Below are 7,934 nucleotides of genomic sequence, written 5' to 3' on the forward strand. Positions count from 1 at the left end.
AGCACCTCATCCGACAGGTTGAAGGTGTGCTTGAGGATCGCCAGCCCCGCCATCAGCCGGGTCGGCAGCGGCGGCATGCCGGGGCCGTCCGAATAGACGGCGCCGAAACGCTCCTCCAGCACCGGCCAGTCGATCGCCTGCGCCAGCCGCACCAGCTCGTGCTTCATGTTGATGATTTGGTCGAGCCGGGAGCGGAACAGGTCCTGCTCTCCCGTCTCGCGCTTCTCGCGTGGCCTGGACATTCGCTGTCCCCTCGATTCGCCGCCGCCGAACCGAGTGAATCACGCTCCGCGCCACAAGGGAATCGCAAAACCGAATTGCAGGAAAACAGCGTCCAAATACCGCTAATCCTGCAATTCCAAAGCCGCTATCCGCCTCAATCAACAGGCCAGATCAATGGCTTGCGGATAGTTCACGGCCGACTCACTATTTCTATGCTGAACAGTCTCGCCTGAGTATATGTTTTAGCTAGTCGCTAATTAGACGGAATTCTGCCAGTCTGCATTCCCCCCTGATCTGATGTAGAGCAGCTTCCAAGTGGGAATTAGCCCCCCATCGACCGGATCGGGCGACACGAACATGCGCTGAAGGCTTGGCGGAACGGCTACTGGGACCATGATGCTACTCGAATGCAAGATAGTGTCAGAACGTCCCGGGAAGGCTGCAGGCAGGGGATGTCAGGTCAATCAGCCTATAGATATGATACCGCCCATTCGCTGAGACTTCACGATGGGCATAGGAGGTGGGAATTCTTGCCTTGAGATGGACGCGGCTGTCGGAGCAGGCGAGCACGGCAGCAGCGATGGCCTGAACCTTCGGGCCGCTGACAAAAACGTTCACCACCGCACGCGAGCCGAACCCGTCGAGATACGTCTCGAAAGCATCGAGGTGGGCCATCAGCCCGAAAGCCTGGATGTCGCGAACTTCGCCATCTTCGAGCCGGTGGGTTTCACGTACCTTGGCCACCTGTTGATCGAGCAAAGCATCGATATGCGCATTCTTGTCGCTTCTTGGGACGAGGAGCGAGATCCGTTCCGGACTGACGATATCGATCAATCCGTAGAATACGTCGGCATCTCCTCCGATCCCCACGAGCAGGACTTTCTCTTCGCCCATTCCTCCGCTGCCTTGAAGATGAGGGACGGTGACGTATCGGTCCAAGCCGCTGGAAAAATCCTCTTTGCCGATCGCGTTCCCGTAGATACCTTCGGCGTACCCGAATTCGAGAGACTGAATCGACATTTTCTTGAATGCCACCGCAATCAGCCATTGGATGTAGATTCGCGGCATCGTCGAGCACTCGACGAAAACCTTCCGCAGGCTTCCTTCGTATGAGCCACATGAAGCGGCCATCTGAGTGAGCAGGTGATCGAGGAGATTGATGTTCTTCTGATACTCGATGGAAGGCTCGAGGGTGATCACAGTCACTTCGACGCCCCATCGGGTACCCATAGCGATGAGCTTTCGCCGGTTTTCTTCGACGGCTGGGACGTTCGCTTCCTTCAGAGCAAAGTCCAGAACCACGATCTTGCCGACCTTCAGGTCAAGATGGTTTTCGAACGCGGCGAAACGCGTTTCCCATCCAAGCGCGACGATCGCGATATCTGCCTCCATCGTTTCGCAGGTACCTGCATCTCTCGCCTTCTCGGTGACGGCCAGATGGCCGAAGACTCGATACTCGACAGTTGAAGCGGTCATTCGAGATCGCTCTCGAAAAGCGAGTGCTGGAATTCGGTCTTGAGTGCGGGCCGCGCGACGAGCTCCTTAAACACCGAGTCGGCCCAGTCTTCTGGGAGCCGATGCCTGGTAAAAAGCAGGTCGACCATCCGCGCCGCAGGGATTGTGTTGATTTCGTACGGGCCGCGATAGGAGAACCCGAAGTAAGGTGCAAATCGCCGATGCAATCTGATCATCATCTCCTTCGATGCGGGGTCGGCGCGGTCCACCTCAAAGTTGCCGGCGGCGGAGACCTCCCGGATAAACCCATCCCTTTCCGCCCGACGCAGGACCTCGTCCAGTTTTCCGCTGGGTTGCTCCAGTCGGTTCACCAGCGAGCGCATTTCCTTTAGATCAACCCTGAAAATGCCTCTCTCTGTCGTTCCTAGAGCATTTTCTTCGGCAAACTCTGTCTGGAGGCGAGCGGTCAGGTAACCCAACGCCCGCACCATGCGCACGCTCTCTTCTTCGTACGGATGTGAAAGCGCCTGAAGTCCATCAAGCTTCCGTTGAGAGGCGGCGTTCACAGCCTGTCTCTGCTGTTCGAGATGAATCTGTAAATCCGAGTTGATGAATTCCACCAGTTTTCGTGGATCACTGGAACTCGGAACACTGCGGCGGAAGATCTCTCCCATTATATCAAGGAAATCGCGTATACAGACGTCGCTCAATGATGTGATGATCTGGTGCCCTACGTACGGGTAGTCATGCAGACGCAGCATCTGGCACGCTTTCAGAAAAGCCCATCCCTGTTTCCGGGCGATCGACCTCTTCAGATTTGAAGCATCCGCCTTGCTCATGGGCCGGCGCTTAATTTCCGGGTTCATGAGCGCGAGCGCCAGCCCTTCGGCATAAGGGCGCGCTTTTCGATCAAGAAGGAATTGCTGCTGATCCGCCGTCCTCAAATTCACGGAGAGGAATTCACGTGCTGCATCAGCAAGTGCCACAAGCTCTTCTCTGCCCTCGGAATGACCCGATATGATAACCCGCTCGATGATGTCATTGACGGAAAGCCGCCCCAGCCGGTTTTTGAGCGAAAACGCGCTGAGCGCATCGTTGCGCTCGAGATCACTCCGCAGATGGTCAGGAAGCGCATAGTACAGCCGAAGCGACGACACGTTCTCGCACAGCGTGGCGAACTCCCTCGGATCGACTGAATCAAGATTCTCGACGTCCCGGTCAGCATTCGAGAGCGACTGGCCGGGTATGATCGTCCGGATCGTGTCGTAGAGGCCGCCGATGTAGGCGAGGACCCATTTCACGTTGCCGCGCGTCTTTCTCACCAAGGTGTTCAGGAACTGCTGTTGGAGCGGTGTCAGTGCTTCACAGTCGTCAATCAGTATCTTGAAGAAGGGCGCCCTGTCACCGGCGAAAGATGGGCCATTTAAAAGTGGAGTGATCGCGGTCGCGACCTTGTTAATGATCGCGCCAGGGTCTGTTGCTCTGAAGCCGGTCGCTCCGGCATCGGCGGCAAAGAAGAACGCGTTGAAGCATTCGTCGACGTACCGGGTTATCCCACCCCGCAGCTCATCGATGCTGAAGAAGTCGAGACGGGCAGGTTGGGGTATGAAGTGCAGCACTTCGCGATGCAGTGCCAGGGCGACGTCCCTATCTTCGGAGGCCCGGTATTTCAAGTGGCCGTCGCGTCTGAGCTGGCCGATGCTCTCGAGCAGGCGTTCGACTATCTTCAGCTCCAGATAGTGAGAGAAGATTACGAATTGCCGCGGGATCACGGCGGCCGTGTCGAAGCGTATCCGCTCCGGAATGAGGTTCAGAACGGCGTTGTCGATTAGGGGCGAGAATGTCTCATTGAGCTGGAAGAAGACGCCATACCAAGCGAGCTTGCCGACTTGGTCCGAGAGACTTTTGTCTTCAAGAATATGGACTGTGGAAAGCGAGCGAAGAATGCTGGTCTTGCCGCTGCCTCTCGTCCCTGCGACGAAGACCGGCTTGGCGGCGGCAGAAATCAACGCCGACTTCTGACTGAACCACAGTATCGGGCGGCTTTCGTACTCGATCCTGTTGGGGCCGAACGGATTCTCCATCGCTATTCGTCCCTTACCTTAATGCGCCAAGCCGAGTTTGCCTTGGTGAGGCCGTCTATCTCGATGAAGCGCGCCGCTTGGAGCATCAGAAGAGAGTCTTCCAGATCTAGCCCGAGCTCGGCGGAGGCAGCAATCTCAGTGATCTCGTCCCAGAAGAGTAACCCATTCCCGCGCCTGGTGGCATGGTCGCGCAGTCGGCGCAGCAGGTCAAACGTGTCGTTGTTCAGAAAGGCCTTGCCGTTGGACATGGTCGAAATAAAGCAATGTTCGCCTTCCATGACCGTCCCGTCGGCGACATTGGTGCGGTAGGGTATAAGTCGGATGCCGACGAGCTCTCCCTGATCGGTCGTGAAGAAGACGAGCTCATTGAAACCTGACTGTATCTCTGGTGCTGAGATGCAGATCAATTTGCCGTCCGGAAACCTTGGATCGTTGACGATCTCGACCGGATCAGCATGTATGTGTCCATGCAGGTAGACGATAGGCTTGTTGCCCTGCAGCAGCTGAGTTCTGACAAATCCGCTGTTGAGCATCTCCGCGTATGGCGTAATGCGCGGAGTCTTTTGTGGCAGCAGATTGTGATGGCCGATTATGATGCCGTAACGCATGTCGGGCTGCTGGAGCAATTCCTGTAGGCCTGCAAGCATCTCACGCGAGATGTATGGCGTGTCCATCTGACCGTAATACTCGTCGTCGGACGCCTCCTTGTCTGGATCGCTGGGAGGTGTCGCGGGCGAATGTCCCGAGATGTCCGGCGAGCCGAGATCTAGAGGCTCTGTAGAAGGACTGAGTGCCTCGAGACGATCACGAAGGAACGCGGGAAGGTTTTGAAGCTCCCAACTGCCTATCGCTGTGTTGACGAGGATGAAGTTTGCGCCTGCGGATCCTGTCGGAAGTCTGAAGTGCACGGGTTGGTCCACGGGAACGGTCTGCCAACCCAAGCGGGCGGCTAAACTCGCCATTTCGCTGAATTTCTCAGTCGGTCCAAGTTCGCGCGCGTCATCACGGTTCACATCGTGATTTCCCGGTACGAATATCAACGGAAGCGCCTTTGAACTGCGTCCCTGTGCGCGGCAGAGCAACGTGAAATGCTGGAATGCCGAAGCAATGAAGGTCTTGTCGCCACGGCTCGTGAAATCCCCCATGAAGGCGATCGAATCCAAGGGCTTCGAAGTCGTCAGCCGCCGAAGTTTCGTCAAGACGGCACGCAGCGAAGACGCGCGTAGCTTCTGCGTTATTTTCGGAGCGAACTTGCTATCCTTGGCATCGATGTTGCTAGAGGAAGGATGCCAGTCCGGATAGTGAATATCGCCTACTTGAAGGATTCGCACCCGCCGCATAACTCGCCCCCCTGCCGAGAGCCATAGACTAATCCGTTCGCTTTTGCCAAGCGCGAACGATCATCCGCAGTGTCCTTAACGAGGTAGCCTGCACTTTTCGAGAATTGCCACGGCGGCTATTTTTCGGCTGTGAAGCACACGAGACCCGTGACGTGAGACCCAGTTGCTCAATGCCCAGTTGCTCAATGAGCTTTCTTACGAATAAGGGAGAATTTCCGCGGCCGGACTATCTCTGAGCGAGCGTGCATGACTGCCAACGGAAGGTCTTGCACGCACCCTTGCGATCTTGAGCAATGGTCGCCATGACTTTCTTCTTGCAGGCTTTTGAGTGGCCCAGCCTGCGATCACCAGACCCCACCGATTCTAAAGAGCGTGGCAGATGGGATAGTCGAGGTTGCCCGTGCACAGTCACGCTCAGGGCTTGCGCCGCCCAGAGGACACGCTGAAAAGGCAGATTGGGGCGCAAGCACGCCATTCACGAGAGGTTCGACATGAAGACCATGCAAGAAAAAGACATTCCGGCATTCGTACAAGCAGTTGTGGACGCCGGCTGCAAAATTTGCGCGATTGGCAACTTGGGATACGTCTTTGGCGATGCTGATTTCACGCCAGCGCAACGGAGGGCCGTCGAGCCACAGCTGCGTAGGATTGCTGAAATCTACGGCGAACGCGATCATCTCATGAACGAGATAGCTGTATATCTGCGGTCGATCGGACGCCATGTCGAGGTTGAGCCGAAGACAGGTATTTCCTGATGGCCGTGATCGCGAGAAGCCGTCTTCCAACCTCTGAATCCTAAAGGAGGTGACCCCCAAGGCCGTTCGTCACCTTCGACCAGAATAACCACATCCGTGACCGCCTGAGCTACTTGGTCGATACGCGCACATGGCCAATACAGTTTCTCCATCCTTCACGAAGCGAATGAGGCTTTGGCCATTCAGCCCCGGTCTACGGGGCGTGACTTGTCCCCGATGCATGCGCGAGCTCTCCGCCCGGCTGGCCGCCGGTCGTCGCCACCGGCCGAAGGCGCCCGAATGCGCTTGACAAGATAGCGTCAGCCCGTTCAACCTAAGGCATTCACCAGGGGAGTCCCGGCAAGGGGCTGAGATACTGCTGGCTTTCGCGGCGCAGTGACCCGTTGAACCTGATCCAGTTCATACTGGCGTAGGGACGGTGCAAGCGCTTTGCGGGAGTTTACGCCCGAGGTCCTGTTGCAGCAGGTCTACAGAAGCGTCTTTTCATCCTTCCGGCACAGAACTGGGTCTCCAATGCATGAGCAAAGGAGCCTCACGATGAATGCCCTCACCCCCGCCGTATCGACGGGACCACTGCCCGCCTCGCGGAAAATCCACAAGCCCGGCGTCCTCTACCCGCAGATCAGGGTGCCGATGCGCGAGATTTCCGTCCATCCGACGGCCGGCGAACCGCCCGTCACCGTCTACGATCCGTCCGGCCCCTACACCGATCCATCAGTCGAAACCAGCATCGAAAAAGGCCTTGCCCGGCTTCGCCACGAATGGGTCACGGCGCGTGGCGATGTCGAAGCCTATGACGGCCGCCACGTCCGGCCGGAAGACAATGGATTCGCCACCGGCGAGCGCCTGACACCGGAATTTCCGATACGCAATCGGCCGCTCAAGGCCAAGCAGGGCAAGGCGGTGACCCAACTTGCCTATGCGCGCGCCGGCATCATCACGCCAGAAATGGAGTTCGTAGCCATCCGCGAGAATCTCGGCCGCGAGGTGATGCGCGGCAAGCTGCAACGCGACGGCGAAGCCTTCGGCGCGGCGATCCCAGATTTCGTCACACCCGAATTCGTGCGCGACGAGGTGGCGCGCGGGCGCGCAATCATTCCCGCCAACATCAATCATCCCGAGAGCGAGCCGATGATCATCGGTCGCAATTTTCTGGTCAAGATCAACGCCAACATCGGTAACTCGGCTGTCACATCGTCGATGGCCGAAGAGGTCGAAAAAATGGTCTGGGCTATCCGCTGGGGCGCGGACACGGTGATGGACCTGTCGACCGGCCGCAACATCCACAACATCCGCGACTGGATCGTGCGCAATGCGCCGGTGCCGATCGGTACGGTGCCGCTCTATCAGGCGCTGGAAAAGGTCAACGGCATCGCCGAGGATCTGAACTGGGAGGTCTACCGCGACACGCTGATCGAGCAGGCCGAGCAAGGCGTCGACTATTTCACCATCCACGCCGGCGTGCGGCTGCACTACATCCCGCTGACCGTCGACCGGGTCACGGGCATCGTCTCGCGCGGCGGCTCGATCATGGCCAAATGGTGCCTGCACCATCACCGGGAGAGCTTCCTCTACGAGCATTTCGAGGAGATCTGCGACATCGCCAGAGCCTATGACGTCTCCTTCTCGCTCGGCGACGGCCTTCGTCCCGGTTCAATCGCCGATGCGAACGACGCGGCGCAATTCGCCGAACTGGAAACACTTGGAGAACTCACCAAGATTGCCTGGGCAAAGGACTGCCAGGTGATGATCGAAGGCCCGGGCCATGTCCCCATGCACAAGATCAAGCAGAACATGGACAAGCAGCTCGCAGTGTGCGGTGAGGCGCCGTTCTACACGTTGGGGCCGCTGACGACCGACATCGCGCCGGGCTATGACCACATCACCTCAGGGATAGGTGCCGCCATGATAGGCTGGTTCGGCACCGCAATGCTTTGCTACGTCACGCCGAAAGAGCATCTCGGCCTTCCCGACCGCAACGACGTCAAGATTGGCGTGATCACCTACAAGATAGCCGCCCATGCAGCCGATCTGGCGAAGGGCCATCCGGCAGCGAAAACCAGGGATGATGCCCTTTC

Annotated in this window: 5 protein-coding genes, 1 pseudogene and 1 riboswitch; of the genes and pseudogenes, 2 read left to right on the top strand and 4 right to left on the bottom strand. The window is 57.8% G+C overall.

The features are described from left to right. The 4 genes and pseudogenes from EN879_RS15975 to EN879_RS15990 form a co-directional block, all read right to left on the bottom strand. Positions 1-242, bottom strand: a pseudogene (locus tag EN879_RS15975) (IS5/IS1182 family transposase); the annotation flags it as partial. Positions 243-642: 400 nt separating this feature from the next. Next, complete coding sequence (locus tag EN879_RS15980; RefSeq protein ID WP_063169411.1) at positions 643-1,698, bottom strand: hypothetical protein; 1,056 nt, start codon at positions 1,696-1,698, stop codon at positions 643-645. Continuing rightward, complete coding sequence (locus tag EN879_RS15985; RefSeq protein WP_063169412.1) at positions 1,695-3,761, bottom strand: hypothetical protein; 2,067 nt, start codon at positions 3,759-3,761, stop codon at positions 1,695-1,697. The genes EN879_RS15980 and EN879_RS15985 overlap by 4 nt, the downstream gene beginning before the upstream one ends. Positions 3,762-3,763: 2 nt before the next feature. Beyond that, positions 3,764-5,101, bottom strand: coding sequence for a metallophosphoesterase (locus EN879_RS15990; protein WP_063169413.1), 1,338 nt, complete (start codon positions 5,099-5,101; stop codon positions 3,764-3,766). Between the two features lie 491 nt (positions 5,102-5,592). On the opposite strand from EN879_RS15990, the gene EN879_RS15995 reads away from it, so the two are divergent. Both EN879_RS15995 and thiC read left to right on the top strand, forming a co-directional pair. Continuing rightward, complete coding sequence (locus EN879_RS15995) at positions 5,593-5,856, top strand: hypothetical protein (protein WP_082826710.1); 264 nt, start codon at positions 5,593-5,595, stop codon at positions 5,854-5,856. Positions 5,857-6,173: 317 nt separating this feature from the next. Next, positions 6,174-6,290, top strand: a riboswitch (TPP riboswitch). A gap of 103 nt (positions 6,291-6,393) precedes the next feature. Continuing rightward, on the top strand, positions 6,394-7,934 hold a 1,541-nt coding region (thiC, locus tag EN879_RS16005; protein WP_127274126.1), incomplete at its 3' end, for a phosphomethylpyrimidine synthase ThiC.

The organism is Mesorhizobium sp. M7A.F.Ca.AU.002.02.1.1, assembly GCF_003998535.1.
Taxonomy (GTDB): Bacteria; Pseudomonadota; Alphaproteobacteria; order Rhizobiales; family Rhizobiaceae; genus Mesorhizobium; species Mesorhizobium ciceri.

Bases quoted from the DNA above. Each gene is read 5' to 3' on its own strand.
- EN879_RS15980 (WP_063169411.1), bottom strand. From the start codon at position 1,698: ATGACCGCTTCAACTGTCGAGTATCGAGTCTTCGGCCATCTGGCCGTC.
- EN879_RS15985 (WP_063169412.1), bottom strand. From the start codon at position 3,761: ATGGAGAATCCGTTCGGCCCCAACAGGATCGAGTACGAAAGCCGCCCG.
- EN879_RS15990 (WP_063169413.1), bottom strand. From the start codon at position 5,101: ATGCGGCGGGTGCGAATCCTTCAAGTAGGCGATATTCACTATCCGGAC.
- EN879_RS15995 (WP_082826710.1), top strand. From the start codon at position 5,593: ATGAAGACCATGCAAGAAAAAGACATTCCGGCATTCGTACAAGCAGTT.